The organism is Nocardioides sp. P86 (assembly GCF_023712465.1).
GTDB classification, from domain to species: Bacteria; Actinomycetota; Actinomycetes; order Propionibacteriales; family Nocardioidaceae; genus Nocardioides; species Nocardioides kribbensis.
In genome coordinates this window covers 673,046-699,195 of record NZ_JAMAYE010000002.1, presented here as the reverse complement: position 1 = coordinate 699,195, position 26,150 = coordinate 673,046, and the positions used below count along the sequence as shown (strand labels likewise).

General features: G+C 75.9%; 18 protein-coding genes. 11 read left to right on the top strand and 7 right to left on the bottom strand.

What is annotated here, in order from left to right:
* Positions 1–60: 60 nt before the first annotated feature.
* The 4 genes from M3673_RS10845 to M3673_RS10830 are packed head-to-tail and all read left to right on the top strand — an operon-like array spanning position 61 to position 5,534.
* Positions 61–1,593: a lipid II flippase MurJ gene (locus tag M3673_RS10845; protein WP_251533613.1), complete on the top strand. Its 1,533-nt coding sequence runs from the start codon at positions 61–63 to the stop codon at positions 1,591–1,593.
* On the top strand, positions 1,590–2,978 hold the full coding sequence (locus M3673_RS10840) for an O-antigen ligase family protein (protein ID WP_251533611.1): 1,389 nt from the start codon (positions 1,590–1,592) through the stop codon (positions 2,976–2,978). Before M3673_RS10845 ends, M3673_RS10840 begins: the two co-directional genes overlap by 4 nt.
* 1 nt (position 2,979) lies before the next feature.
* Positions 2,980–4,248 carry a glycosyltransferase gene (locus tag M3673_RS10835; protein ID WP_193661151.1) on the top strand — a complete coding sequence of 423 codons (1,269 nt, stop codon included), beginning with the start codon at positions 2,980–2,982 and terminating at the stop codon, positions 4,246–4,248.
* Entirely contained in the window at positions 4,245–5,534 is a 1,290-nt protein-coding gene (locus M3673_RS10830) for a glycosyltransferase family 4 protein (RefSeq protein ID WP_251533609.1), read from the top strand. Before M3673_RS10835 ends, M3673_RS10830 begins: the two co-directional genes overlap by 4 nt.
* On the opposite strand, the gene M3673_RS10825 is transcribed toward M3673_RS10830, so the two are convergent.
* The 3 genes from M3673_RS10825 to M3673_RS10815 all read right to left on the bottom strand — a co-directional run bounded on the left by M3673_RS10825 (position 5,524) and on the right by M3673_RS10815 (position 9,265).
* On the bottom strand, positions 5,524–7,056 hold the full coding sequence (locus M3673_RS10825) for a hypothetical protein (RefSeq protein ID WP_251533607.1): 1,533 nt from the start codon (positions 7,054–7,056) through the stop codon (positions 5,524–5,526). The two genes, M3673_RS10830 and M3673_RS10825, sit on opposite strands and share 11 nt — an antisense overlap.
* A 77-nt stretch (positions 7,057–7,133) precedes the next feature.
* A complete protein-coding gene (locus M3673_RS10820) occupies positions 7,134–8,147 on the bottom strand; it encodes a sulfotransferase (RefSeq protein WP_251533605.1) in 1,014 nt (337 codons plus the stop codon).
* Positions 8,144–9,265: a hypothetical protein gene (locus M3673_RS10815; protein WP_251533603.1), complete on the bottom strand. Its 1,122-nt coding sequence runs from the start codon at positions 9,263–9,265 to the stop codon at positions 8,144–8,146. The genes M3673_RS10820 and M3673_RS10815 overlap by 4 nt, the downstream gene beginning before the upstream one ends.
* 145 nt (positions 9,266–9,410) lie before the next feature.
* Here M3673_RS10815 and M3673_RS10810 point away from each other — a divergent pair, with 145 nt between their 5' ends.
* The 3 genes from M3673_RS10810 to M3673_RS10800 are packed head-to-tail and all read left to right on the top strand — an operon-like array spanning position 9,411 to position 14,769.
* On the top strand, positions 9,411–10,346 hold the full coding sequence (locus tag M3673_RS10810) for a sulfotransferase (RefSeq protein WP_251533602.1): 936 nt from the start codon (positions 9,411–9,413) through the stop codon (positions 10,344–10,346).
* Positions 10,347–10,356: 10 nt separating this feature from the next.
* The gene (locus M3673_RS10805; RefSeq protein ID WP_251533600.1) at positions 10,357–11,232 is read left to right on the top strand and encodes a sulfotransferase; all 876 of its coding nucleotides are present in this window, start codon (positions 10,357–10,359) and stop codon (positions 11,230–11,232) included.
* A 39-nt stretch (positions 11,233–11,271) separates the two neighbouring features.
* Complete coding sequence (locus M3673_RS10800; RefSeq protein ID WP_251533598.1) at positions 11,272–14,769, top strand: Ig-like domain-containing protein; 3,498 nt, start codon at positions 11,272–11,274, stop codon at positions 14,767–14,769.
* Positions 14,770–15,680: 911 nt separating this feature from the next.
* Here the strand turns inward: M3673_RS10800 and M3673_RS10795 are convergent.
* Both M3673_RS10795 and M3673_RS10790 read right to left on the bottom strand, forming a co-directional pair.
* Positions 15,681–16,595, bottom strand: a complete 915-nt coding sequence (locus tag M3673_RS10795) for a sugar transferase (protein WP_251533590.1) — start codon at positions 16,593–16,595, stop codon at positions 15,681–15,683.
* A gap of 115 nt (positions 16,596–16,710) precedes the next feature.
* A complete protein-coding gene (locus tag M3673_RS10790; RefSeq protein ID WP_228942452.1) occupies positions 16,711–17,367 on the bottom strand; it encodes a response regulator transcription factor in 657 nt (218 codons plus the stop codon).
* 353 nt (positions 17,368–17,720) lie between these two features.
* Here M3673_RS10790 and M3673_RS10785 point away from each other — a divergent pair, with 353 nt between their 5' ends.
* Positions 17,721–18,392 carry a response regulator transcription factor gene (locus M3673_RS10785; RefSeq protein WP_193661143.1) on the top strand — a complete coding sequence of 224 codons (672 nt, stop codon included), beginning with the start codon at positions 17,721–17,723 and terminating at the stop codon, positions 18,390–18,392.
* A gap of 18 nt (positions 18,393–18,410) precedes the next feature.
* Here M3673_RS10785 and M3673_RS10780 read toward each other — a convergent pair whose 3' ends face one another.
* Positions 18,411–20,159: a GAF domain-containing sensor histidine kinase gene (locus M3673_RS10780; RefSeq protein ID WP_193661142.1), complete on the bottom strand. Its 1,749-nt coding sequence runs from the start codon at positions 20,157–20,159 to the stop codon at positions 18,411–18,413.
* 149 nt (positions 20,160–20,308) lie between these two features.
* Between M3673_RS10780 and M3673_RS10775 the strand changes: the two genes are divergently transcribed.
* A complete protein-coding gene (locus M3673_RS10775) occupies positions 20,309–20,962 on the top strand; it encodes a response regulator transcription factor (protein WP_251533588.1) in 654 nt (217 codons plus the stop codon).
* A 16-nt stretch (positions 20,963–20,978) separates the two neighbouring features.
* Here the strand turns inward: M3673_RS10775 and M3673_RS10770 are convergent, their stop codons facing one another.
* A complete protein-coding gene (locus M3673_RS10770) occupies positions 20,979–22,622 on the bottom strand; it encodes an ABC-F family ATP-binding cassette domain-containing protein (protein ID WP_251533586.1) in 1,644 nt (547 codons plus the stop codon).
* 127 nt (positions 22,623–22,749) lie between these two features.
* Here M3673_RS10770 and zwf point away from each other — a divergent pair, with 127 nt between their 5' ends.
* Both zwf and M3673_RS19655 read left to right on the top strand, forming a co-directional pair.
* Positions 22,750–24,177: a glucose-6-phosphate dehydrogenase gene (zwf, locus tag M3673_RS10765; protein ID WP_251533584.1), complete on the top strand. Its 1,428-nt coding sequence runs from the start codon at positions 22,750–22,752 to the stop codon at positions 24,175–24,177.
* On the top strand, positions 24,170–26,014 hold the full coding sequence (locus M3673_RS19655; RefSeq protein WP_193661140.1) for a glycoside hydrolase family 15 protein: 1,845 nt from the start codon (positions 24,170–24,172) through the stop codon (positions 26,012–26,014). The genes zwf and M3673_RS19655 overlap by 8 nt, the downstream gene beginning before the upstream one ends.
* Positions 26,015–26,150 lie beyond the last annotated feature (136 nt).

Below are 26,150 nucleotides of genomic sequence, written 5' to 3'. Positions count from 1 at the left end.
CCTGGGTCGGTCGCCCCCGCGACCGCGGTCGCGGGGGCGCCGCCGACCGGCACGCGCGGCGTGGCTCGCCAGAGCACGCTCAGCGGCTCGGTGGCCACCCTCGCCCTCGGCGCCGGGCTGCTGCTCGACGTCGCGGCGGCCGCGGCCTTCGGGGCCGGTCGCGACACCGACGCCTTCGTGGCCGCCGCGCGGCTGCCGCTGGCCGGCACCGCCGTGCTCCTCCTGCTCGGCAACCAGGTGCTCGTGCCGACCTTCGCCACCTGGGCGGTGACCCTCGAGGCACGGCGGATGCGACGCCTGGTGACGGGCACCCTGCTGGCGGCGGTGGGCATCGGCGCCGCGCTGGCCCTGGCCCTCGGCGCGCTCGGGCCGCTGCTGGCCCGGGTGCTGGCGCCGGGCTTCGACGCCGAGCAGACCGCGCTCACCGCCTCGCTGCTGTGGGTGATGGTCTGGACGCTGCCGCTGGCGGCCGGCTGCGAGGTGCTGCGCTCGTGGTTCAACGCCCGCGCCCAGGTCGTGGTGCCCGCCGCCATGACGGTGGTGATGAACCTGGTGGCCGCCGGCCTGGTGCTCACCTGGCCCGGTGACGTCCGGGTGCTGCCGGTGGCCTACGTCGTCGGCTCGGCCTGCCAGCTGCTGCTGGTGCTCGCGTGGGCGGTGCTGCGGGGCTTCCGGGTGGCCCGCCCGCGCTGGCGCGACCCCGAGCTGGTGGCGCTGCCGCGGCTGCTGGCCCGGCCCTCGACCGCGGCCGGGCTCAACCCGCTCGCCCGCGTCGCCGAGACCGCCATCGCGTCCTTCCTGGCCCCCGGGTCGGCGACGGTGCTGCACTACGGCAACCGGCTGGTCTCCGCCGTCGGCGGCACGGTGCTCTTCCGCTCGGTGATGGTCGCGGTGCTGCCGCGGCTGACCCGGGCCCAGGTCGCGGGCCGCCGCGACGAGGCCGCCGCCCTGGCCACCCTCGGCCTGCGGCTGATGGTGGCGGTCTCGCTGCCGCTGACCGCGCTCACCGTCGTGCTCGCCGTGCCGGGCGTGGAGCTGCTCTTCGGCCTCGGCCGCTTCGGGGAGTCCGACGCCCGGCTGCTGGGGCTGTGCGTGGTCGTGCTCGCGCTGTCCTTCCCGGCCTCGGCGGTGCAGCGGGCGCTGCTGGCGCCCTACTACGCCGCGCGCGACACGCGCGTGCCGCTGCGCAACGCGGTCGTCGGCGTCGCCGTCGACCTGGCGCTGCTGCCGGTGGCGGTGCTGCCCCTGCTCGGCACGGGCTACGAGGTGCTCGGCGTCGCCGCCGCCTTCGTGGCCGGCAACGTCGCCAACGTGGTCCACGCCCACCACTGCCTGGTGCGCTCCGAGCTGCCCCGACCGCGGCTCGACGCCGCGGCGCTGCGCGGGTCGGTGCTGGGGGCGCTCGCGGTCGCCGCGGCCGCCGGCGCGGCCTGGGCGCTCGGCGGCGGTCTCGCCCCGCTGCTGCCGGGCTCGGCCCTGCGCCTCGTGGTCGCGGGCTCGGCCGGCGTGGTGGTCCTCGTGCTCACCGTCGTCGTGCAGCGCCGTGCCTCGAGCGGCGGCCGCCACCGGCGCACCGGGGGGGCCGGGTCGTGACCGGCCTGGTGGTCGGCCTCGGCGTGGTGCTCCTCGTGGGCCTCGCGCTGCGGCGCATCGACCTCTTCGTGCTCGTCGTCCTGCTCGTGCGCACCTCCCTCGACGCCGTGCGGGTGCCGGGGCCGGCCGGCCTCGACCCCGCCGCGCTCCTGGGCATCCTGCTGCTGGGCACCGCCTCGACCTGGCTGCTCGCGACCTGGCGCCGTGAGGGCTGGCCGCGGCTCTCCCCGCTCGCCCTGGCCTCGCTGGCCTTCGCCGGGGCCGGCCTCGTCGGCGTCGCGGTGGCCCCGGCGTACGCCGTGGCGCTGGTGGAGTGGACCCGGCTGGCCAGCATCGCGGTGACCCTGCTGGTGGTGGAGCGCCTGGCCGCCTCCGCGGCCTTCCGGCGCCGTCTCGTGCTCGTGCTGCTGCTGGCCGCGGTGGTGCCGCTGTCGACGGCCGCGGTGCAGGTCGTGCGCGGCGAGGGCCTCTTCGAGGCGGGCGGCTTCGACCGGGCGGTCGGCACCTTCACCCACCCCAACCCCTTCGCGGCCTACCTCTCGATCGTGGTCGTCGTGGCGCTGGCCCAGGTCGTGCACCGCAGCGAGACCCGGCTGCGCCTGGTCTGCGCCGCCGTGGCCGTGCTCGCCTCGCTCGGCCTGCTGGCCACCTACACCCGCGGCGCCTGGCTGGCCGCCCTGCTGGGCGTCGCGGTCGTGGTGGCGCTGCGGCAGCGCCGGCTGCTCCTCGGTGTGGCCGGGGCGCTGGTCGTCGTGCTGCTGCTCGTGCCCGGCATCGCCCAGCGCTTCGGCGACCTCGGCGACGAGGAGAGCCTGCGCGGCGAGCCGGGCAACTCGTTGACCTGGCGCTTCGAGTACTGGTCGGAGGCGCTCGACCTGGCCTCGGAGAGCCCCGTCACCGGCATCGGTCTCAAGCAGGTCGCGGGGGAGAGCCTCGAGGGCAAGCAGCCCCACAACGACTTCCTGCGCGCCTACGTCGAGATGGGCCTGCTCGGGCTGCTCGCCTTCACGCTCTTCGTGTCGCAGCTCGTGCGCACCGCCGTGCGCGGCTGGGCCCGCACCCGGGGCGGCCCCGTCGGCGACCGCGCCCTGGCCGCGGCCTTCGCGGGGGTCGCCGCGGGCTACGTGCTGATGAGCGCCGTGGCCAACCTGATGTCGCAGGTCGTGGTCGGGGTCTACCTCGCCGCGCTGGCCGGCTGCGTCTCGGCGCTGGTGCAGCGCGGCACCGACCCCGCCCTCGACCCCGCCCTCGACGCCGGACCCGTCCCCAATAACGAGCAGCGCCGGCCGTCTCGCGCCGAGGAGGACCCCGCCGGCGGCACGGTGGAGCCCGGCACCGGCCGTCGCGTCAGCGCGGCCGGGGAGGCCGTCACCGGGGGAGAGTGAGATGCGCGTCCTGCACGTCAACAAGTTCCTGCACCGCCGCGGCGGGGCCGAGGGCTACATGCTCGACCTGGCCGAGCTGCAACGGGTCGACGGCCACGAGGTCGCCTTCTTCGGGATGCAGCACCCCGACAACGACGTCGCCTCGGTCGGCCGCCCACCGCGGCACGTGGAGTTCGACCCGGCGCCCTCCGGCACGGTCGCCCGCCTCGGGCTGCTCGGGCGCATGGTCTGGTCGGTGCCCGCGGCCCGCGGCATGGCGGCGGCCATCGAGGAGTTCCGCCCCGACGTCGTGCACGCCCACAACGTCTACCACCAGCTCTCGCCCTCGGTGCTCCACGCGGCCTCCTCGCGCGGGGTACCGGTCGTGCTGACCCTGCACGACTACAAGCTGGTCTGTCCGACCTACCGCTTCCTCGACCACGACGCGCCCTGCACCGCGTGCGTGACGCGCGGCCCGTGGGAGGCCGCCCGGCGCTCCTGCCAGGGCGGCTCGCGCGCGGCCAGCGCCGCCGCGGCGCTCGAGGTCGACCTGCACCGCCGCTTCGGGGCCTACGACGCCGTCGACCGCTTCCTGGCTCCCAGCCGGTTCCTCGGCGACCAGGTGGCCGCCGCCGGCGTGCAGGCGGGGCGCGTGCGCGTGCAGCCCAACTTCGCGGTGCTCGGTGCGCCTCCGGAAGGCCCGCCCGCCGATCCGCGGCTCGTGGTGGCCGCGCGCCTGTCCAGCGAGAAGGGCGTCGACACCCTGGTGCGCGCGGTGGGCGCCCTCGACCTCACCGCGGCCGGGGTCGCCGGGCCCGCGGGCGGCGCCGGGCAGCCCGCCGGCCCGGTGCTCGACGTCGCCGGCGACGGGCCCGCCCGTGCCGAGCTCGAGCGGCTCGCCGCGGCCGTCGCCCCGGGGCGCGTGCGCTTCCACGGGCGTCTGGCGCGCGAGGAGCTCCACGCGCTGATGGCCGGCGCCACCGCGTCGGTCGTGCCCTCGCGCTGGCACGAGAACCAGCCGCTGTCGGTGCTGGAGTCGCAGGCCCTCGGGGTGCCGGTCGTGACGACCACGCTCGGCGGTCTGCCGGAGCTGGTCGACGAGACCACGGGCTGGCTCGTGCCGCCCGACGACCCCGCCCGGCTCACCGAGGTGCTCGGCGCGGTGCTCGCCGACCCCGCCCGCGCCAGGCGGCGCGGCCTGGCCGGGAGGGCGCGGGTCGCCCGCGACCACGACCCCCGCACCCACCTCCGCTCCGTGGTCCGGCACTACCAGGAAGCAGGCGCGTCATGACCGTCGTCTCCAGCCGCCCCGGCACGCCCCTCACCCTCCCCGCCCCGAGCGCGCCGGGAGCCGCCGGAGCGCCGGCGGGCCCCCGTCGCGACCCGCGCGGCCCGCTGCGCATCGCCATGATCGGGCAGCGCGGGCTGCCCGCGCGCGCCGGTGGCGTCGAGCGCCACGTCGAGGAGATCGCCACGCGGCTGGCCGCCCGGGGCCACCACGTCACCGTCTACTGCCGACCGGGCTACGCCGAGCGCACGACCCGCAGCTACCACGGGGTGCACCTGGCCTCGCTGCCCACCGTGCGCCACGCCGGGGGAGAGGCCTTCGTGCACAGCGCGCTCAGCGCGCTCGTCGCGGCCGGCGCCCACCTCGACGTCGTGCACTACCACGCCCTGGGTCCCGGCCTGTTCTCCCCGCTGACCCGCTCGCTGAGCCGCGCCGCGGTCGTGCAGACCGTGCACGGCCTCGACGACCAGCGCGACAAGTGGGGCGGTGGGGCGCAGCGCGTGCTGCGTGCCGGCCGGACCCTGTCGGCCCACGTGCCCGACGAGGTGGTGGTGGTCTCCCGCGCGCTCGCCGAGCACTACCGCGACGAGCTGGGTCGCTACACCACCTACATCGGCAACGGCGTGCCCGTCGTGCCGGCCGCCGACCTCGGCCTCCTCGCCGGCCTCGGTCTGCGCCCGGGCGGCTACGTCGCCTTCGTCGGTCGCCTGGTGCCGGAGAAGGACCCGCTCGGCCTGGTGCGCGCCTTCCGCGACGTCGCGACCGACCAGCGGCTCGTGCTGGTCGGCGACAGCAGCCACACCGACGCCTACGTCGAGCAGCTGCGCGCGGCCGCCGCCCTCGACCCCCGCGTGCTCCTCGTCGGCTACCAGTACGGCGCCCACCTCACCGCCCTGCAGGCCGGGGCCACGCTCGTCGCCCAGCCCTCGCTCCTGGAGGGCCTGCCGATCGCGCTGCTCGAGGCCGCCGCGCACGCCCGGCCCGTCGTGGCCAGCGACATCGCCCCGCACCTGGAGATCCTCGGCGGCTCCGCCCCGGGGCGGGCCGTCTTCCGTGCCGGCGACGGCGACGACCTGCGCCGGGTGCTGCAGAGCGAGCTCGACCGGCCGGCCGCCACCCGTCAGGCCGGCGCCGACCAGCTGCGCGCCGACGCCGTGCGCCGCTACGACTGGGACGTCGCCACCGACCTGCTGGAGTCCGTCTACCGCCGCGCCCGCGCCCGTCGCCAGGGACCGGTGGGTCCTGTGGGTCCTGGGGCCGCGGTCCGGGCCCCCGCGCTCAGCGGATAGGGCCGGGGGAGCGCACCAGGACCGGCGCGGCCCCCACGTCGGACCCCGCGGGGAGCCGGCGACCGGTGGCTGCGCGCAGCCGCCACGCACGCGGCGCGGGGCTCGGGCCGGTCTCCGACCACACCACCGCCCGCCACGGCCGCGGCGACCCGGCGGGCCCGGCGAGCCACCGCACCCCGCGCAGCCCGCGCCGCTCCCGCACCGGGGCCACGGTGCCGGGCCGGGCGCCGGCGAGCGCCCGCGCGAGCACAGCCCAGCCGCGTCCGGCCGGCAGCACGCGGCCGTCGGGGCGGGTCAGCCCACGGAAGACCTGGGCGTCCGCATCGGGGGTCCAGGCCACGGGCAGCTGCACGACCACGCGCACCCCGGAGCCGAGCAGCAGCGCGGTCGAGCGCCACAGGTCGCCGGCCTGCCGGCGGGCGTCCCACCGCGGGCCCGGCCAGGCGGTGCCGACCTCCCACGCCTCGACGCGGGCGCCCGACGGGAGAGCGCCGCGCACGGCCCGCAGCGCCTGGGCCAGCGCCTCGGGGGCCTCGTAGAAGTGCAGCTGGTAGGCGTCGACGACCCCGTCGCGCACCAGCGCGAGGGCGTGGCGCCAGGTCTGCCGGGCCCGCCGGGCGGGCTCGCTGCGCAGGACCGCCGCGAGGCCGTCAGGACCCCCGACCCGCTCGACCGCGGGCCACCGGCTGGCGCCGCCCTCGATGCGGCGCCCGTAGTGGAGCCGGTACGCCGCCAGGGCGGCCCGGTCGCGGTCGCGGGCCAGCAGCCGGGCGGCCAGCACGACGCCGTACCCGGTGCTGGACAGGCCAGAGTCGAGCACCCGGGCGCGGGGGTCGGCGGCGCGCACGACGGGCGCGACCCGGCGCACCAGCCGGTCGTAGGCGGCGGGGGAGGCGGCCCAGAAGCCGGTCACGTCGGTCTCGTTCTCGATCGCCCACACGTGCACGCCCCGCGCGGCGTAGCGCTGCACCACCCGCCGCACGAGCGCGAGGTAGGCGTCGAGGTCGCGCGGCGGGGTCGAGGTCTGCTTGCCCGCCGCCTCGTCGCCGACCCGGCCGGGGGGCAGTGGCACCCGCGGCGGGGTGGTGCCCCAGCACTGGCCGGTGCGCAGCTTGAGCATCGGGGCGTGGCCGAGGGTGACCGCGTCGGAGACCAGCGCGTCGAGACGGGTCCAGTCGAGGACCCCGGGGCGGGGCTCGACGTCGCACCACTCGACCTCGGCGAAGGTGAGGCCGGCGGGGAAGTCGGCGACGTAGTCGAAGGTGCCGGGCTGGGCCCGGCTCCACTTCAGGCCCAGCCACCCGGCCGCGCCCGCCCTGACCCGGGCGTCGGGGTCGACCGGCAGCACCGGGGCGGGGGTCGCGGAGCCGGTGGTGGTGGGCCGACCCCCCGGAGCCCCCGGAGCCCCCGGAGCCCCCGGGGCCCCCGTCGCGCCGGGCAGCGCGGTCGGCGCGGCGGGTTCCCGGGCACCGGGGTCGGCCCCGCCGCAGCCGCCCAGCGCGAGGGCGACGACGAGCAGCACGACCGGTGACGTAGCCCGACCCGGTGATGCGGGCCGACCCGGCGCCGCGCGGACGCCCCCGGGGGCCCGGCGCCGGCTCACCGCCCCGGGGCGCCGGCGCGCAGCCGGTAGCCGTAGCGCCGCAGGGTGCCCCGGGTGAGGGCGGTGACGGCGCGCTGCTGTCCCTGCGGCATCGAGCGGCGCCACTCGTCGTCGAGGGTGAGCGGCACGAGGCCGCTGCGCATGCGCGCGGGGTTGCCGGCGACGGTGTGGTGCACCCCGAGCCGCGCCACGCCCGGCTCGGGCAGCAGCGCGCCGAGGTCGCCGCCGTCGAGCCCGAGGGTGCGCAGCACCCGGTCGAGTTGCTCGCGCGGCTGGGCGAGCAGGTCCTCGTAGGTCAGCCGCACGTAGCGCGTGCACCCGGCCGGCACGAGGGTCTCCATGCCGCGGTTCCACAGCAGCCACAGCGCCGCGCTCTTCCAGGCGCCGCGCTGCTCCATCAGGGCGCCCGCACCGAGGTCGGGCTGGGCCCGGACACGGGTCCAGGAGTACGCCGCGGCGCGCGGGTCGCGCACCAGGTGCACCACGAGGGGCTCGACGTCCTCGAGGGCGTCGAGCACGGCGGCGTAGGTGGGCAGCTTGGAGGAGTCCACGACCACCGAGGCCCCGGCCACGGCGGCGGCCGCGGCGTAGAGACGCCCGGTGAGGTGCTCGAGCTCGCCGTCGGGGCGCAGGGAGACCCGCGCCCGCTGGTGCACGACGTGGGTGGGCAGCGTGCGCAGGCGGGTGCGCGCGGTGAGCTCGGCGTGCATCCGCTCGGCCAGGGCCCGTCGCTGCGCGCCGGTCCCGGGGCCGAGGGCGAGGTCGAGCACCTCGCCCCACCACGGACAGGCCGAGAACGAGGCGCCGCACCCGCAGAGGCGGTCCTGGAGCAGGCCGCGCTCCCACACGAAGCGCATCTCGCCGACGCTGACCCAGCCGTCGACACCGCCGAGCAGGTTGGCCAGCACCGTGCTGCCGCTGCGCCCGGTGCCGGCGACGTAGAGCACGCGGGTCGGTCCGGTGGTGTGGCCGGTGGCCGGCCGCGGGTCCGCGGCGGGCTCGACGCTCATCGCCGACCGACCGGGGTCGGGGTGCGGGGGCCGTCGTGCTCGGGGTCCTGGTCCGGGGTGTCGGCCTCGGTGGCGGTCGGGGTGGCGGGCGGGGTGGAGGCGGAGCGCCGGCGGCGCGCCCGCCGGGTCTCGCGCCGGGGCGTCGACGCGGGCCCGGGCGCGCCCCTGGCCGGCGCCGGGTCGGGCCCCGAGCGGTGGGTGCGCGGTCGGTCGCGCAGCAGGCCGGCGGCCAGCACCACGGCGGCGGCCAGGGCCAGGCCGCCGACGGCGCCCGTCACCCCCGCGCGCACGAGCAGGGTGCGGCGGCTCTCGGTGACGGGGGCGCCGACGTCGAGGGTCTCGGGCTGCACGGCGGCGTCTTGGCGCACCAGCACGGCGTCGAGCTCCGCGCGGGCGTCGGCGCGCAGGGCGCGGGAGCGCTCGACCTCGTCCTGCACCGGCTCGTAGCGGTCGACGGCGGTGCCGATCCGGGCCAGGTCGGTCTCGGCGCGGTCCAGGGCCTCCTGGAGCGCGGCGGCCCCTGCGCCGGCCACCGTGCCGTTGGCCAGACCGGTGGTCAGCGCGACCCGCAGCTGGGTCGCCTCGCTCTCCTTGGCGCGGTAGGCCTCGATCGGCAGCAGCAGCCCCGAGCGCTCGGTGAGCCCCTCACGGCGCTCGAGCGCGTCGGTGTAGCGGGCGTCGGCGCGGTCGAGCCGGGCCTGGGCGATGCCCACGGGCGCGACGTAGAGCTCCTGGGCCGTGCTGCGCACGAGGGCCTCGACGACGGCCGCGACGTCGGTGCCCGGCGGGGTGCGCACCTCGACGTCGAGCAGGTTCGAGGTGCCGACGCGCTCCGCGGTGACGTCGCGGTCGACGACCAGCTCGACGCCGGCGGCGTCGCCGGCGTCCTGCACCGCGGTCTCCGAGACCAGCGCCGAGCGGAAGGCCTCGACGGCCTGGGCCACGGCCGAGGCGCTCGTGTCGGTCTCGGGCACGACCACGGCCACGGTGGCCAGCGAGGTCGCGCGCGGGGAGTCGTCGGCGTGCACCCCCACCCACAGCGCGGCGCAGAGCACGGGGAGGACGACGAGGAGCCACCGGGCGCGGCCGGCGGCGGTGAGGAGCTCGGTCAGCTGCATGGCGCCGAACCTAGGCAGCGATCAGGGTCCCCGACCCCGCCCCGACGGGCCGTCACCACTCTTGGGGACGTGCCCGCCGGGCCCCGCTGCACGGGGTAGCGGCTCGCTTGACTCCGGGGGTCAGAACGTCCACCCGAGGAGCCCCATGACGTCGTACGCCGCAGCCCGGCCGACCCGTCCGGCCCGGCCCGACGCCCGCGGTGACGCGGGGCCGCTGTTCGTGCTGGGCGCGCCGCGCTCGGGCACGAGCCTGGTCTACCGCGCGCTGGCCCTGCACCCGCGCGCGGGCTGGGTCAGCAACTACCACCGCCGGCTCCCGGCGCTGCCCGAGCTGGGGGCCCTGGGCCGCGTGGCCCGCCTCGCGCCCGAGCGGCGCCGCGCGGTGTGGTTCGGCCCCGGGGGCGACGACGCCTACCGCTACGCCTCGCGCCGCAGCCTCGCCGAGCGGCTCTTCCCGCAGCCGGTGGAGGGCGAGCCGGTGTTCGTGCGCCGCGGCGCCGTGCCCGGCGCCGCCCCCGGCGACCCCACCGTCGACGTCGCGGGCCTCGTGCGCGACCTGGAGCGGCTGCGCCGCAGCGCCGGCGCCGCGGTGGTGGTCTCCAAGCGCATCGACCACAACCGCCGGGTGCCGCTGCTGGCCGAGGCCTTCCCGCGGGCGCGCTTCGTGGTCGTGACGCGCGACGGCCGTGCCGTCACGCGCTCGCTGACCGGCGTGGACTGGTGGCCCGACCTGGAGCTGTGGTGGGACGGCGGGGCGCGGGTGCTCGACCGGGTGGCGCAGGGCGCCGACCCCGCCGAGCTCGCCGCGCGCCACTGGCTCCACGAGACCGAGGCCCTCGACGCGGGGCTGGCCGGGCTCGACCCGGGCCGCGTGCGCCACGTGGGCTACGAGGAGCTGGTCCGCGACCCCGTCGCGGTCCTCGGCGCGACCGCCCGCTTCGCCGGGCTGGGCGAGGACGGTGCGTGGGCCGAGGAGCTGCGCCGGCTGAGCTACCCCGACCGCAACCGCTCGACACGCGAGGTGCCGGTGGGCGTGGCCCGCATCCTCGCGCCGTCGCTGGCCCGTCACGGCTACCGGTGAGGGGCCGACGGTGAGGGCGAGACCGGTCTTCGTGCTCGGCACGGGGCGCTGCGGGTCGACGCTGGTGCACGAGGTGCTGGCGCGCCACGAGGACACCGGCTTCGTGACCAACCTCGACGACCTCGGCGTGCTGCGCAGCCGCCGTGTCCACAACGTCGCCTGGCGGCGCCTGCCCGCCGGGGTGACCCGCAAGGGCGGGGCGCGCTTCGCGCCGAGCGAGGCCTACCGGCTGCTGGCCCGCGAGGTGTCCCCCCTGCTCGTCGACCCCGCGCGCGACCTCACCGCCGCTGACGCCACCCCGTGGCTGCGGCGGCGGCTGGTCGACCTGGTGGAGGACCGGGCCGAGACGCTGGGCGCCCCGGTCTTCCTGCACAAGCTAACCGGCTGGCCGCGCGCCGGCCTGCTGCTGGAGTGCTTCCCCGACGCGCTGGTCGTCGAGGTCGTGCGCGACGGTCGCGCGGTGGCCAGCTCGTGGCTGCAGATGCCGTGGTGGGACGGCCACCGCGGCGCCGGCGGGCTGCTCTTCGGCCCGCTGCGCCCCGACCTGCACGAGCTGTGGCGCGAGCACGGCGAGAGCTTCCCGGTGCTCGCGGGCCTGGCCTGGCGCTCGCTGATGGAGGCCTACGACGACGCGCGCGCCCTCGCACCGGCCGGGTCCTGGATCCGGGTGCGGCACGAGGACGTCGTCGCCGACCCGCGCGGCACCCTCGGCGCGGTGCTCGACCACGTGGGGCTGGCCCGCAGCCGGCCCTTCGAGCGGGGACTGGCCCGCCACCACTTCGACCCGGCCCGCTCGGAGGCCTTCCGCGACGACCTCGCCACCGGGGACGTCGCGGCCCTGGACAAGGTGCTGGACGCCCAGCTCCTCGCCCTCGGCTACCGCTGACACCCCGGCGCCGCGGCGTCCCTCGCACCAGGAGCAACCATGACCGACCCGTCCGAGACCCGACCGCGCGCCGCGCGCCGTACGCCCGGGCGGCGCAGCCGCCTGCGCGTGGCCGCCGCCCGCCTCCTGCTCGCCCTCACCGTGGCGCTCGCCCCGGCCCTGCTGGTCGTCGCCACGACCGGCTCGACCGCCGACGCCGCAGTGGCCTCGGGCCAGCAGCCCCGCTTCCTGCGCTCCATCGGCGGCCAGGGCCGCCCGGGCGTCTTCGCCTGGGGCGTGCAGTACAACCCCGTGACCGAGGAGGTGCTGGTCGGCGACTACCTCAACTTCTCGGTGCGCCGCTACGACAAGCAGGGCAACCCGCTGGGCGACTTCTACCGGCCCAACCCGCTGGGCCAGCCCTACAGCATCGCCACCGACCCCACCGACGGGGCGGTCTACGTCGCGGAGCTCAAGGACAACCCGCTCACCGCCGCCATCGCCAAGTACGACAAGGCGGGCAACTTCCTCTACACCGCCGACGCCAGCCTGAGCTCCTCGACCGGCAACCGGTTCCGGGCCTTCTACCCCGTCTGGATGACCGTGGAGGAGGACACCGGGGACGTGTGGGTGCTCGACAGCCACTACCAGAACCTCTCGGTGACCGCGAACACCCTCGACGAGGCCAACCCGCCGCGCCTGCTGCACCTGCACTTCAACGACGCCACCCGGACCGTCGACGAGCTCGGCTCGTGGGCCATCACGCCCCCGGGCACGTCGGAGACCAACCAGGCGCGCGTCTACGGCATCGACATCACCGACGACGACCAGATCTACATGACCGACGCCTGGAACCGCCGGGCCTACGTCTACGGGCGCGACGGCACCTACCTGTCGACCTTCGCCACGACCCAGACCGGTGGCGACAACCGCAGCATCACCGTCGACGACGCCTCGGGCCGGGTCTACCTCGTCGACGCGGAGAACTCCGACATCGACGTCTTCCGCCGCGACGGGTCCTACGTCGGGAGCTTCGGCGGCGAGGGGGAGGGCCCCGGCCAGTTCTCCGGCGGCGGGCGCCAGGTCGACGTCGACGACGAGGGCAACGTGTGGGTCGGCGACTTCGGGGGCTTCGAGGTCGAGAAGTACACCTCCAGCGGCACCCCGCTGCTGCGGGCCCCGAGCCCGTCGCGGCGACCTCCGGTGGGCATGCTCGCCCAGCCGCGCGACGTGTCGGTCGACGACGCCACCGGCGACGTGTGGGTGGCCGACGCCTGGGCCCAGCGCTTCCAGCGGTTCAGCTCCACCGGCGCGTCCCTCGGCGCCTGGGGCCGCCGTGGGCCGGGCGGCGCCTTCGACATGAACTACCCGCGCCACATCGCGGTGCAGCCGCCGACGGCCACGACCCCGAAGCGGCTGTGGGTGGTCAACGAGCGCGGCCACCACCTCCAGGTCTACAACGCCCCGACCACCGCCGGCGGTACCCCGACCTACGTGCGCCAGGTGGGCGAGATCGGCTCCGACGACACCGACAACGGCCACTTCCGCTGGCCCGGCGACGTGGAGTTCTACACCCGCCCCGACGGCCGGCAGGTCGCGATCATCACCGACCGGATGGCCTCCAGCGTCAAGATCCTCGACGCCGTCACCTTCGCCGAGCTCGACGCCAGCCCGACCGTGGACGACCCCGACGCCAACTTCATCGCCGTGCGGGGCAGCGGCACGGCGGTCGACCCGGCGACGGGCAACATCTACATCGGGGCGGGCACCCGGGTGCGCGTCTTCGACCAGGCCGGCAACGAGCTGGCCTCCTACGGCGCCTCCGGCACCGCGCTCGGCCAGTTCCGCGACATCGCCGACCTCACCTTCTGCGGCGGCCAGGTCCACATCGTCGACGAGCAGGCGGCCAAGGTCACCGTGATGGACCCCGACGGCACGTTCGTGACCCGCTGGGGCTCCACCTACGGCCAGGACCCCTACTCCTTCCGCGGCCCTGCCGGCATCGACTGCGACGGCCAGGGCCGGGTCTACGTCGCCGACTCGGGCAACGACCGGATCCAGGTCTACGACACCGGTGCCGCGCGCACCTACGAGTCGACCGCGCCGTCGGCCCCGGTGGTGAGCGCCCCGGCCCAGAGCAGCGTGCTGCCGCTGGCCTCGGTCACCCTCACCGGCACGGCCACTGACAACCAGTCGGTCGGCAACGTCGAGCTGTCGGTGCAGGACGCCGACACCGGGCTCTACTGGAACTCCTCCGACGCCAGCTGGGACGCCGCCCCGACGTGGTCGATCGCCTCGTGGACCTCGAGCGCCGCGCCCGCGACCTCGGTGTCGTGGCGCTTCGTCTTCCCCGGGGTCGGCGCCCGTGGCCGCTACCTGGCCACCGTGCGGACCCTGGACCACAACGGCAACGTCAACGCCGGGTCCGCGGTCGTGCGCTCCTTCGCCATGGCCGGCGCCACCCCGCCGCCGCTGCCGCCGCCCACCACCAACGACACCACGCGCCCCGACGGCACGCTGACCTTCCCCGCCCCACCGCCGGCTCCTGCGGCGGCGCTGCCGCTGGGCACGGTGCGCTTCGCCGGCGCCGCGACCGACAACGTCGGCGTCGCCGGGGTGCGCCTGGCCCTCAAGGACAACGCGACCGGGCGCTGGTGGAGCGGGAGCGGGTCGACCGGCTTCTCCACGGGGTACACGTCGTGGCCCGCGACCCTGGACGCGCCCGGTGCGACGAGCACCGGCTGGTCGTGGGAGTGGACGCCACGGGCGGCCGGCTCCTACACGATCACCGTGGAGGCCCGCGACGCCGCCGGGCTCATCGACGGCTCCCGGCCCTCGGTGCCCTTCACCGTGACCACGGAGGCGCCCGACACCGTCGCCCCCGACACCACGATCACCTCGCCGGAGGCGGGGGCGAGCCTGCCCAGCGGCAACGTCGCGCTGAGCGGCACCGCCACCGACGACCGCGCCGTGGCGGGCGTGCGCCTCGCCATCACCGACGGCTCCGGCCGCTCGTGGAACGGCACCGCCTTCACCACCGCGCCGGCCACCGTGGCCGCGACCCTGACGGGCTCGGGCACCCCGTCGGCCACCTGGGGCTACACGCTGCCGGGAGCACCGGCCGGCTCCTACGCCGTCACCGCGACCGCGACCGACGCCTCGGGCACGCCCGACACCGACCCGGCCACCCGTTCCTTCACGCTGAGCGGGGCGCCCGACACGACCGCACCGGTGGCACGGGTGCTGGCACCCGCCGCCACCAACGCCACCGCGTCGATGCCCTCGGTGGTGCTCTCGGGCGACGCCACCGACGCCGTCGGGGTCACCTCGGTGCGCGTCGCGGTGCAGGACACGGTCAGCAAGCTGTGGTGGAACGGCAGCGGCTGGGGTCCCTACACGACCGTCGCCGCCGGGGTCTCGCCCGGCGTGCCGACGGCCACCTGGGCCTACACCTTCGCCCCGCCCTCGGCGGGCCGCTACGGCTACCAGGTGACCGCGGCCGACGGGGCCGGCAACGTCTCCGCCCGCACGGCCTGGCGCACGGTGACCCTCCAGTGACCCTCCGGTGCCCCCCGGTGGCCCTCGAGGGCGCTCGGACGACGCTCCCGTGGCCGCCGGCGGTGCGCCGGTGACCCGGGGCGCCTGCCGGGCCCGCTCACCGGCCTGACCGCCCGCCCCCGACCCGGGCCCACTCCTCTGGGGGGAGGGGGGTCACCCGACGACGACGCCCCACCCCGCTCACGCAGCGGGTGGGGCGTCGTCGTACCCGGGTCGCTCGGCACCGTCGGGGGATCGATCCAGCGGTGCCAGCCGCCCGGCTCGGCGGCGGTGCCCGCGGAAGCGCCCGGCGTCGCACCGCGCGACGGTGTCCGCGCTGACCGCGCCACGTCGGTCGGTCCACACTCGTGGCCTCGCAGGCCCTCCTGGGGTGATCGGACGTCGGATCGACGGAGGACCGCCGGCGACCGGCGACCGGTGACCGGCGGCCGGGGGCACCGGGGTGCCGGTGGCGTCGAGGTGCCGGTGGCGTCGGGGCCGTCATGGGCTCGCGTGTCCTCGGCGGGTCGAGGTCCTTCTGGGTTGAACGAACGTTCGATCAACCCAGGACCGTCAGCGACCCGCGACCCGCGACCCGCGGCCCGCGACCCGCAGCCCGCGGCTGGCGGCCCGGTGGCGTCGTGGCTGTTCGTGGGGCTGCGTGTCGTGGGCGGGCCGAGGTGCTTCTGGGTTGAACGAACGCTCGATCAACCCACGACCGTTGCCGGGCAGGGGGCGAGGAAGGGGGAGGGGCAGGCGGGGGAGGGGTGTCGGTGGGGGCGTCGCCCGGGCTGCTGGTGTCCTGCGCCTGGAGCGGGTCGGGGCACTGCCGGTGTGGACGAGCCTCCGGTCGACCCGGGCCCGCCCCGGGACCGCCGACCGCCGACCGCTCCGCACCCGAGCGGGAGGCGGCCGTGGCGGGCGCGCACGCGTCAGTAGGCGCCGCGGCGGCCGACGACGGCGCCGAGGGTGCGCAGCAGGATCGAGGCCTCCAGGCGCAGCGACCACTGGTCGACGTAGGTCAGGTCGAGTCGGACGCTGTCGTCCCACGACAGGTCGGAGCGGCCCGAGACCTGCCACAGGCCGGTCAGACCGGGCTTCACCCGCAGGCGTCGTCGCGTCCGCTCGTCGTAGGCCTCCACCTCCGAGGGCAGCGCGGGCCGCGGTCCGACGAGGGCCATGTCCCCGCGCACGACGTTCCACAGCTGGGGCAGCTCGTCGAGCGACCAGCGCCGCAGCACGGCACCGACCCGGGTGACGCGGGGGTCGCGGCGCATCTTGAAGAGCACCCCGTTGCCCTCGTCGAGGTGGGCGACGGCCTCCAGGCGCAGCTCGGCCGCGACCTCCATCGAGCGCAGCTTCAGCATGATGAAGGGACGCTCACCGCGCCCCACCCGCACCTGGCGGAAGAGCGCGGGGCCGGCCGAGTCCAGCCGCACGGCGACCACGAGCCCCAGCAGCAGCGGCAGCACGCCCACCAGCAGCAGCAGCGCGGCCGCGCGGCCTGCGAGGTCGCAGGCCGCCCGGCAGGCCCGCGTGGCCTGTGAGCCGAGCCACCGCTCCCCGGCGGCGAGGTCGGCGGCCAGGTCGGCGCCGAGGTCGGCCACCAGCTCGGGCAGACCCTCGGGCACCAGGTCGACCAGTCCGACGTCGACGAGGCCGACGTCGACCAGCCCCACGTCGACCAGCCCCACGTGCCCCACGTCGACCAGCCCCACGTCGACCAGCCCCACGTCGACCAGTCCCACGTCGACCAGACCACCGTCCGCCGCCCTGTCGACCCGGGCGAGCTCCGCCCTCGGTGACCCGGGCTCGGGCCCGGCGTGCTCCAGCTCGATGCTCGACATCTGCTACCCCCTCGAGTCGCCCTCACGGGCCGCTCATCGCGCTCCACGCTAGGGAGGGCTCTGGGGGTGGGCATCCCGCAAATACGGCACATCCGCGGGCCGCCCCGACGCCGGCTCAGCCCACGGCGGAGTACCACCCGACACGGTGGGCGATGCCGACCGCGGAGAGCTGGGAGGAGACCCCGAGCTTGGCCAGGATCGACTTCACCTGGGTGCGCACCGTGGCCTCGGAGACCACCGACTCGCGGGCGATGTCGCGCACCAGCGAGCCGCGCATCAGCCCCTGGAGCACCTCCTGCTCGCGCGTGGTCAGCAGCTCGAGACGCCGGCGGAGGTCCTCGTGGTCGTGGCGCTGCTCCTGCCACAGGCGCAGCAGCTCCTCGCGCTCGCTGACCTGCAGCACGGGCAGCCCGTGGTGCAGTCGTCGCACGACGGCGAGCAGGTCGTTGAGCGGCCGGGTCTTGCTCACGACCTGGCGCGCCCCGAGCCGCACGCACTCCCCCCACGTGGCGCGGTCGGGCGAGGAGGTGACGACGACGACCGGCGTGCCGGTCGCGGCGATGGTGCGCACGACGCGGGCCGCCTGGCCCAACGGCCCCGGGTCGAGCCCGATGAGCACCATCCGCGGACGCAGCCGCGCCAGGGTGCTCGACAGCTGCCCGGGCGCGCCGGCGACGTCGTCCAGGCGCACCCGGCGCGCGTCGTAGCCCTCCACCCCGAGCGCGAGCTCGAGCGACTCGGCGAACAGGACGTGGTTCTCGATGATCAGCACGCGGAACCCACTCCGCGGCACGACAGACTGACTCACTGGGCCCCCCTCCAGCAATCGGCACCACGCGGGCTCTCCCGGTGCGTGCGACTGGTCGGAGCCTAGGAACGGCCCTCAGGGTCCTCACAGGGACTTAGGTCCCTACCCAAGCTTGACGAGTCGACCGGTCGGTCCGACGCACGCCTGCGCCTGCGCGTGCCCAATAGTCAGGATGCGGGGGTGCGACGCCCGACCGGCGACCCGTCCACACTCCACTGTGGGCCTGTGACCTGCACAGACGCCGTCGTCTGCCCCACGAGACCCGCCGGCCCAGCCGCTTGCGCCGCCCCTCCCCGCTGCCGGGGAGGCGGGCGGTGGTGACGCCCTTCGTCGCGGAGGCGACGTCGCGACCGGCCCCGTCGCGGCCCGGGGTGCTGGTCGTCGCCGACGAGGGTCTCGTGGCGGAGACGGTGGCCTCGGCGCTGCGACGGCGCGGCTTCCTCACCGAGCACGTCGTGCTCGGCTCCGCCGCCGAGCACGGCCGGCCCGACGTCGTGCTCGTGGTGGCCGACGTGGGCAGCCCGCGGCGGCTCGGCGCGCTGCGCACCGCCGTCGCCGGTGTCGGCACGCCCTGGGTCCTGGTGACCACGACCGAGCGCGGCCCGTGGTGGGGCGCGGCCCTCGAGGCGGGCGCCAGCGAGGTCGTGGAGGGCACGTCGTCGCTGCGCGAGGTCGACCTCGCCCTGCGGCTGGCCGCGGCCGGGCACCGGTCGGTGGAGCCGCAGACGGTGGCCGAGCTGGTGGCCGCGTGGTCGCGCGTCAGGCGGGAGCGGACGTCGGTCGAGCGGCGGATCGCGCAGCTCTCGCCGCGCGAGCTGGAGGTGCTCGACTCCCTCTTCGCCGGCACCAGCGTGGCCGAGATCGCCGTCGCCGCCGGGGTGTCGGAGGCGACCGTGCGGACGCAGGTACGCGCGGTGCTGCGCAAGCTCCACGTGCGCTCCCAGCTGGCCGCGGTGGCGCTCTACGCCGCGGTCCTGGAGGACTCGTGAGACGGCGTCGGGAGTGCCTCAGAGGGGCACCGACCACCGCACCACGACACCACCGGCCACGGCCTGCGGGTCGTCGCTCGCCCCGGCCTCCAGCCGAGCGCCGCCCGCCGAGCCGTCGTCGCGGGGCACCACCTCCGCGGTCATCGACCCGCCGCGCCGCCGTGCGCGCTCGGCCATGTTGGACAGGCCGCTCCGCTCGGCGCGGGGCGTGAGGTCGACGGCCCCGATGCCGTCGTCGGCGACCTCGACGACGAGCCACCCCTCCCGCACCGCGACGTGCACGTGAGCGGTGCCGGCCCGCCCGTGCCGCACGGCGTTGGCGAGGCTCTCCCGCACCACCGCGGCCACGTCCTGGGCCAGCGACTCCTGGGTCACGTGCTCGACCGGGCCGGCGAAGGTCGTCGCCGGGGGCACGGCGAAGCCGACCGTCGTGCCCACGACCTCGGCCACCCGTCCGCGCAGCGAGGTGGGACGGGAGGTGGCCCCCAGCGAGAAGATGCTCTGCCGGATCTGGCTGATGGCCGCGTTGACCTCCTCGTTCATGAGAGCGATGCGGTCGGCCACCGGCCCGGGGCCGATCTGGAGCACGACGGCGTCGAGCCCGAGCCCCGCGGCGAAGAGGCGCTGGATCACGTGGTCGTGGAGGTCGCGGGCGATGCGCTGCCGGTCCTCCACCAGACCGAGGCGCTCGCGGGTGGCGCGGACCTCGGCCTGGGCCAGCACGACCCCGAGCTGGGCGGCGAAGGCCTCGGCCATCTCGATGTCGCGGCGCAGGAAGCCGCCCTCGCCCCGCTCCCGGGCCAGCACCAGCGCCGCGACCCCGCGGTCCTCGATGACGAAGGGCACCGCGAGGGCGTGGCCGAGCTCGCCCATGCCGCGGTAGCCGTGCGGCGAGAGCTGGTCGACGCCGTCGGCGGCCGCGGCGACCCCCGAGGTCACCGCCTTGCCGGCGAGGGTGCCGCGCACGGGCAGCACCAGGCCGATCGAGGCCTCGGCCGCCAGCCCCACCGCGTGGGTCGTCACGAGGGTGGCCGGGTCGTCCCCGGGCGCGGTCACCGCGGCCACCGCGGCGCCGGCCAGGTCGCGGGCGCCGGTGAGCAGGGCGGTGACCTCCTCGCCCTCCTGCACCGACAGGTCACGGGAGGCCTGGGCCAGCACGGAGGACCACTGCTCGCGGTAGGCGAGGTCGTCGAAGAGCCGGGCATTGGTCATGGCGATGCCCGCGGTGACGGCGAGGGCGTGCACGAGCTCCTCGTCGTCGGCGGTGAAGGTGCCGGTGCGCTTGGCGGTGAGGTAGAGCGTGCCGAGCAGCTGCTGGCGGGGACGGATCGGCACCACGAGCAGTCCGCCCTCCGGCTCGTGCAGCTCGGGCGTGCCGCACGAGCAGTGCGGGGCGCAGGCGGCGACCAGGCCGTGGGGGTGGCCGGTGGCCATCACGTCGGAGAGCAGGCGCTGCCGGTCCACCGCCCCGCCCAGGGAGCCGGTCACGCCCTCGTCGACCGCGTGGTGCACGAAGTCCTCGAGCTCGCCGTCGTCGTCCCACACCACGAGCCAGGCGTAGCGGGCGTCGACCAGCTCGGCGGCCACCGAGCACACGCGGCGCCGCACCGTGGGCAGGTCGAGCGCCGTGACGAGGTCGTGGTTGGCGCGCACGAGGGACTTGAGCCGGTCCCGCGCGCCGATCAGCTCCCCGGCACGGTCGACCAGCTGCAGCAGCAGCGAGTCGAAGCCGAGTGCCGGCACCTCGTCGTTGTCGTCGCGATCCATCCGTCCCCCCGGCCGTGGAGCGCCATCATGCACCGCGGGAGAGGACCTGTGTCGGGACTTTGGTCCCTGGTCGACGGCTGTCGTCTGGGTCACACTGTGTGCCGGGAGCACCACGTGCCCGTTCTCGGCCGACCTGAGGGGGGATCGCCGTGACCACACTGTTTCTGCTAGACGACCACGAGCTCGTACGACGGGGCCTGCACGACCTGCTGGAGAGCGTCGAGGGCTACTCCGTCGTGGGGGAGGCCGGCAGCGCCGCCACCGCGATGGCGCGCATCCCGGCGCTGAGACCCGACGTGGCCATCCTCGACGCCCGGCTGCCCGACGGCACCGGCATCGAGGTCTGCCGCCACGTGCGCGCGGTCGACCCGAGCATCGCCTGCCTGATGCTGACGTCCTACGACGACGCCGAGGCGCTCTACTCCGCCGTGCACGCCGGGGCGGCGGGCTACGTCCTCAAGCAGGTCACCGGCACCGAGCTGCTCGACGCGGTGGCCGTGCTGGCCGCGGGCGGCACGCTCATCGACCCCGCCCTGGTGCGCCGGGCCGCGGAGCGCACGCCGCAGCCGCGACGCGAGGTGCCGGCCGAGCTGCGGACGCTGACGGCGCAGGAGCGTCGGATCCTCGACCTGATCGCCGAGGGCCTCACCAACCGCCAGATCGGCGACCGCATGTTCCTGGCCGAGAAGACGGTGAAGAACTACGTCTCCAACGTGCTGGCCAAGCTGGGCCTGCAGCGACGGGCGCAGGCGGCCCTGCTGGCCAACCGGCTGCTGGACGACCGCCCCCAACGCGTGGGCTGAGCCCACTCGGCCCGGCTCAGCCCAGCACCGAGGTGACGACGCCCGCCTCGACCTCCCAGCGCCGGTCCAGCCGCACGGCGTCGAGCAGGCGCCGGTCGTGGGTGACCAGCAGCAGCGCTCCCGTGTAGGACTCCAGGGCCTGCTCCAGCTGCTCGATGGCCGGCAGGTCGAGGTGGTTGGTGGGCTCGTCGAGCACCAGCAGGTTGACCCCGCGCGCCTGGAGCAGCGCGAGGGCGGCCCGGGTGCGCTCGCCGGGGGAGAGGCGCCCCACCCGGCTGGTGACCTGGTCGGCCTTGAGGCCGAACTTGGCCAGCAGCGTGCGCACCTCGGCCTGGCTCCACTGCGGCACCAGCGCCTCGAACGCCGCTCCCAGCGGCTGGTCCTCGGCCAGGCCGGAGCGCGCCTGGTCGATCTCTCCGACCGCCACGCTCGCGCCCAGCGAGGAGCGGCCGGAGTCGGGCTGGTCGTGGCCGAGCAGCAGGCGCAGCAGCGTCGTCTTGCCCGCGCCGTTGGGCCCGGTGATGCCGATGCGGTCGCCGGCGTCGACCTGGAGCGTGACCGGTCCGAGGCGGAAGTCGCCGAGGGTGCGGGTCGCGGCGTCGAGGCTGGCGACGACGGCGCTGGAGCGGGGCGCGGCGGCGATCTCGAGCTGGAGCACCCACTCCTTGCGCGGCTCCTCCACCTCGTCGAGACGGGCGATGCGCGACTCCATCTGCCGCACCTTCTGCGCCTGCTTCTCCGAGGACTCCGACTGGGCGCGGCGACGGATCTTGTCGTTGTCGGGGCTCTTGCGCAGGGCGTTGCGCACCCCCTGGCTGCTCCACTCGCGCTGGGTGCGGGCGCGGGACACGAGGTCGGCCTTGGTGGCGGCGAACTCCTCGTAGGCCTCGCGGGCGTGGCGCCGGGCGACGGCCCGCTCCTCGAGGAAGGCGTCGTAGCCGCCGTCGTAGACCGCCACCTGGTGCTGGGCCAGGTCGAGCTCCACGACGCGGGTCACGCAGCGCGCCAGGAACTCGCGGTCGTGGGAGACCAGCACGACCCCGGCCCGCAGCCCCCGCACGAAGCCCTCGAGCCGTTCGAGGCCCGCCAGGTCGAGGTCGTTGGTGGGCTCGTCGAGGAGCACCACGTCGAAGCGGCTCAGCAGCAGGGCGGCGAGCGCGACCCGTGCGGCCTGTCCTCCCGACAGGGCGGTCATCGGGGTGTCGGCGCCGAGGTCGAGGCCGAGGTCGGCCAGCACCGCCCCGGTGCGGTCCTCGAGGTCGGCCGCGCCGCTGGCCATCCAGTGGTCGAAGGCGGCGGCGTAGGCGTCGTCGGCCCCGGGCGCCTGCGAGCCCAGGTCGGCCGCGGTGGCCTCCATCCGCTCGGTCGCCGCCGCCGCGCCCGTGCGTCGCGCGAGGTAGGCGCCGACGCTCTCCCCGGGCACGCGCTCGTGCTCCTGGGGCAGCCAGCCCACGAACGCGTCCGACGGCGCGGTCGAGACCGAGCCGGCGAGGGGGGCGTCGTGCCCGGCCAGCAGGCGCAGCAGCGTCGACTTGCCGGCGCCGTTGGCGCCGACGACCCCCACCACGTCGCCCGGCGCCACGGTGAGGTCGAGGCCCTCGAAGAGCGTGCGGTGGGCGTGGCCCCCGGCCAGGTCCTTGGCGACGAGGGTTGCACTCACCCGGGGAGCCTAGCCAGCGGCCGACCGGTCGGTGGCGCGGGCCTGGTCACCCCTACAGGTGGCCTGGTAGTCCTGACCCCGTGGCGCGCACGACCGCGCCCACGAACCCGTCCACGAAAGGTCCACCGTGACGTCTCGACCCGACTCCGCCGGCGAGCACCTGCCGCCGCACGTGATGGTGCTCTTCGGGGCCACCGGAGACCTGGCGGCCCGCAAGCTCTTCCCCGGCTTCTACCGCCTCGCCGAGGACGGCCGCCTCCCGGCCGACTTCCGCCTCATCGGCAGCGGGCGGCACTCCCCGGGCAGCGACGAGGAGTTCCGCGACCGCGTGCGCCAGGGGCTCGAGGACGTCGTCGAGCACCCCGACGCCGAGATCCTCGACGACCTGGTCTCGCGGGTGAGCTTCCAGACGTCCAACGCCGACGACGGCTCCGACCTCGCCGCTGCGGTGCGCCGTGCCGAGGAGGAGCTCGACGCCGACGTCGCGGACGTGCGCCGCCTCATCTACCTCTCGGTGCCCCCCGGCGCCATGCAGGGCATGATCGCCATGCTGGGTCGCGAGCGGCTCACCGAGCGGGCCCGCCTGGTCATCGAGAAGCCCTTCGGGCTCGACCTCGAGACGGCCCGGGAGCTCGACGCCAGCCTCAAGGAGGTCGTCGACGAGGACCAGGTCTTCCGCATCGACCACTTCCTGGGCAAGGAGGCCGTGCAGAACATCCTCGCCCTGCGCTTCGCCAACGGGCTCTTCGAGCCGGCGTGGAACCGCGAGACCGTCTCCTCGGTGCAGATCGACGTGCCCGAGGCGCTCGGCCTCGAGGGTCGGGGCAGCTTCTACGAGTCCACCGGGGCGCTGCGCGACATGGTCTCGACCCACCTCAGCCAGCTGCTCGGCTTCGTGGCGCTGGAGGACCCCGTCGACTTCGACGCCGGCACCCTGCGCGACGCCAAGTCGGCGGTCTTCGCCGCCATGCGCCCCCTCGACCCCGCGCGCGTGGTCTACGGGCAGTTCGAGGGCTACCGCGACGAGGACGACGTCGCCGACGACTCCGAGGTGGAGACGTTCGTGGCCATCGAGGCCTTCGTCGACAACGACCGGTGGCGCGACGTGCCGTTCTACCTGCGCACCGGCAAGGCGCTGGCCGAGGGCAGGCGCACCATCACGCTGCGGCTGCGCACTCCCGCCACCAAGATCTTCTCCAACCAGGCCGGCTGCAACGACCTGGTGCTGGAGCTCACCGACGACCCCAAGATCACCGTGGAGCTCCAGGCCAAGAGGCCCGGACCCGACATGGAGCTCGTCGAGGCCCGGCTGCGTCTCGACCTGGTCGACGACGTGCCCGACGGCGACCCCCTCGAGGCCTACGAGCGGCTGCTGCTCGATGTGCTGCGCGGCGACCAGACCCTCTTCACCCGCTCCGACGAGGTCGACCGGCTGTGGCAGGTCGTGCAGCCGGTGCTCGACAACCCGCCGTCGGTGCAGCCCTACGAGAAGGGCTCGTGGGGCCCGCAGGCCGCGCTCGACCTGCCGCAGGGCGGGTGGCGGCTCGGTGGCTGAGGTGCCCCACGGCGGCGGCCCGGCCGACGCCGAGGGGTTCGTCGCCATCTCCGACCACGGGCTGATCGGCGACCTGCGCTCCTGCGCGCTGGTCGGCACCGACGCCACGATCGACTGGTTCTGTCCGCGCCGCTTCGACTCGGCCAGCGTCTTCGGGGCCCTGCTCGACCCCGGCAAGGGCGGCGCGTGGCGCATGGAGCCCGTCGACGGGGCGACGACGACCCACCAGTTCTACCTCCCCGACTCCACGATCCTCGTCACCCGCTTCCTCACCGAGCAGGGCGTCACCGAGGTGCACGACTTCATGCCGGTCGTCCGGCCGCATGACCCCGACCACCGCCAGCGCGTGGTGCGCCGGGTGGCGTGCGTGCGGGGAGCCACGCGCATCCGGATGGAGATGGCGCCCCGCTTCGACTACGGCCGGGTCGTGCCGGAGGTCGAGGAGACCGACGGGGGAGTCCTGCTGACCGGCGCCGACCTGCGCCTCGGCGTCACCTCCACCGCCCCGCTCACCACCGACGAGGGGTGCGTGCGGGCCGACCTCACGCTCGAGGGAGGCGAGGAGGCGCTCTTCGTGCTCCACGTGCTCGACGACGACCAGGACCTCCCGACGGGCGACTGCGACGACACCGCCGCGCTCTTCGACGCCACCGCCCGCTTCTGGCGCGACTGGCTCTCCCAGTCCACCTACACCGGCCGGTGGCGCGAGATGGTCGACCGCTCCGCGCTGACCCTCAAGCTGCTGACCCACGAGCCCACCGGGGCGATCATCGCCGCCCCGACGACCAGCCTGCCGGAGAAGATCGGCGGTGAGCGCAACTGGGACTACCGCTACGTGTGGATCCGCGACGCCGCCTTCAGCCTCTACGCCCTGCTCCGCCTCGGCTTCACCGACGAGGCCGGCGCGTTCATGGGCTGGCTCTCCGACCGGCTGCGCAGCGACGGCGCGGGCGACGACGAGCTCGGCCCGCTGCGCGTGCTCTACGACATCGACGGCGAGGTGCCGGTGGAGGAGCACGAGCTCGACCACCTGCGCGGGCACCTCGACTCCCGGCCGGTGCGGGTCGGCAACGCCGCCGTGGGTCAGCTCCAGCTCGACATCTACGGCGAGCTCATCGACTCGGTCTACCTCTACAACAAGTACGGCACGGGCATCAGCTACGACGCCTGGACCGACCTGACGCGTGCCCTGACCTGGCTGATGGACAACTGGGAGCGCGACGACGCCGGCATGTGGGAGATCCGCGACGACCCCCAGGCCCACACGACCTCACGGCTGATGTCGTGGGTCGCCATCGAGCGGATGATGCGCATCGCCCGCCAGCGCGGGCTGCCCGGCGACCTCGCCGGCTGGGGCGAGGTCCGTGACCGCATCTTCACCCGGATCATGGAGCACAGCTGGGATCCCGAGGTCGGGGCCTTCATGCAGTCGGAGGGCTCCGACACCCTCGACGCGGGGGTGCTGCTCATGCCGATGGTGAAGTTCGTGGCCCCGGACGACCCCCGGTTCGTGTCCACCCTGGCCGAGGTCGAGCGCCGCCTGGTCTCCGACAGCCTGGTGTTCCGCTACGACCTCGACGCCACCAGCGACGGTGTCGACGGCGACGAGGGCACCTTCTCGCTCTGCTCGTTCTGGTACGTCGAGGCGCTCACGCGGCTCGGTCGCATCGACGAGGCGCGGCTGGCGCTGGAGAAGATGTTCACCTACGCCAACCACCTCGGTCTGTACGCCGAGCAGGTCGGGCTGGCCGGCAACCAGCAGGGCAACTTCCCGCAGGCCTTCACCCACCTCTCGCTCATCAGTGCCGCGCTCAACCTCGACCGCAGCCTGGGGTGAGCCGATTCGTGCCCGCGGGGCCGCAGCGACTAGGCTCGCTCACCGAAAGGGAGTAGTCCCCAACAGCTGCGTCGACACACTGCCCCGCCTCGCGGCGGGACCGGTGCAGCGGGCCAGCCGGCGAGAGCCGGCGGGC

What these genes read in the sequence shown, in the direction of transcription:
- M3673_RS10795 (WP_251533590.1), bottom strand. Translation starts at nt 16,595, where the DNA reads ATGTCGAGCATCGAGCTGGAGCACGCCGGGCCCGAGCCCGGGTCACCG.
- M3673_RS10835 (WP_193661151.1), top strand. Translation starts at nt 2,980, where the DNA reads ATGCGCGTCCTGCACGTCAACAAGTTCCTGCACCGCCGCGGCGGGGCC.
- M3673_RS10780 (WP_193661142.1), bottom strand. Translation starts at nt 20,159, where the DNA reads ATGGATCGCGACGACAACGACGAGGTGCCGGCACTCGGCTTCGACTCG.
- M3673_RS10800 (WP_251533598.1), top strand. Translation starts at nt 11,272, where the DNA reads ATGACCGACCCGTCCGAGACCCGACCGCGCGCCGCGCGCCGTACGCCC.
- M3673_RS10830 (WP_251533609.1), top strand. Translation starts at nt 4,245, where the DNA reads ATGACCGTCGTCTCCAGCCGCCCCGGCACGCCCCTCACCCTCCCCGCC.
- M3673_RS10815 (WP_251533603.1), bottom strand. Translation starts at nt 9,265, where the DNA reads ATGCAGCTGACCGAGCTCCTCACCGCCGCCGGCCGCGCCCGGTGGCTC.
- M3673_RS10820 (WP_251533605.1), bottom strand. Translation starts at nt 8,147, where the DNA reads ATGAGCGTCGAGCCCGCCGCGGACCCGCGGCCGGCCACCGGCCACACC.
- M3673_RS10810 (WP_251533602.1), top strand. Translation starts at nt 9,411, where the DNA reads ATGACGTCGTACGCCGCAGCCCGGCCGACCCGTCCGGCCCGGCCCGAC.